1 protein-coding gene is annotated in these 547 nt (G+C 50.3%); it reads left to right on the forward strand.

Annotated features, from left to right (window positions below):
- Nucleotides 1–547, forward strand: a 547-nt coding sequence (locus R7Z50_RS30255) for an ABC transporter substrate-binding protein (protein ID WP_318150117.1), incomplete at both ends; no start/stop codon positions are given.

Raw genomic sequence — 547 nt, forward strand, 5'->3', positions numbered from 1 at the left:
GCGACCTTGATTGCTACTCCCCTCAACACATTGATGGTGTTGGATAACGGCAAGAACGACAACCTTGGCGACCTTAAAGGCAAGAAGATCGGTATTGCGATCGCAGGTAACGAAGAGGCGACAATCGGCACCATGCTTGCGCAGGAGAACGTGAAGTTTTCTGACGTGCAAATCATCAACGTCGGTTGGGCACTCTCTTCCTCTCTCGCATCCGGTAAAGTAGACGCTATTTTGGGCGGCTTGCGTAACTTCGAAACCAACCAACTTGCGCTAGAAGGCTACAAAGCCAAAGCCTTCTTCCCAGAAGAACACGGCGTACCAGCGTATGACGAACTGGTGTTTGTGGCGAATGCAAAAACCTACGACAAAGCGGCTATTAAAGCGTTCAACAAAGCGCTGGAGCAAGCGACCACTTACATCGTCAACCACCCTAAAGAGTCTTGGAAAGAGTTTGTCGCTTACTCGCCAGACACGCTAAATAACGAACTCAACCAACGCGCTTGGAATGACACATTAACTCGTTTCGCGCTTCGCCCATCAGCAGTCG

The organism is Vibrio sp. 1249-1 (assembly GCF_033340495.1).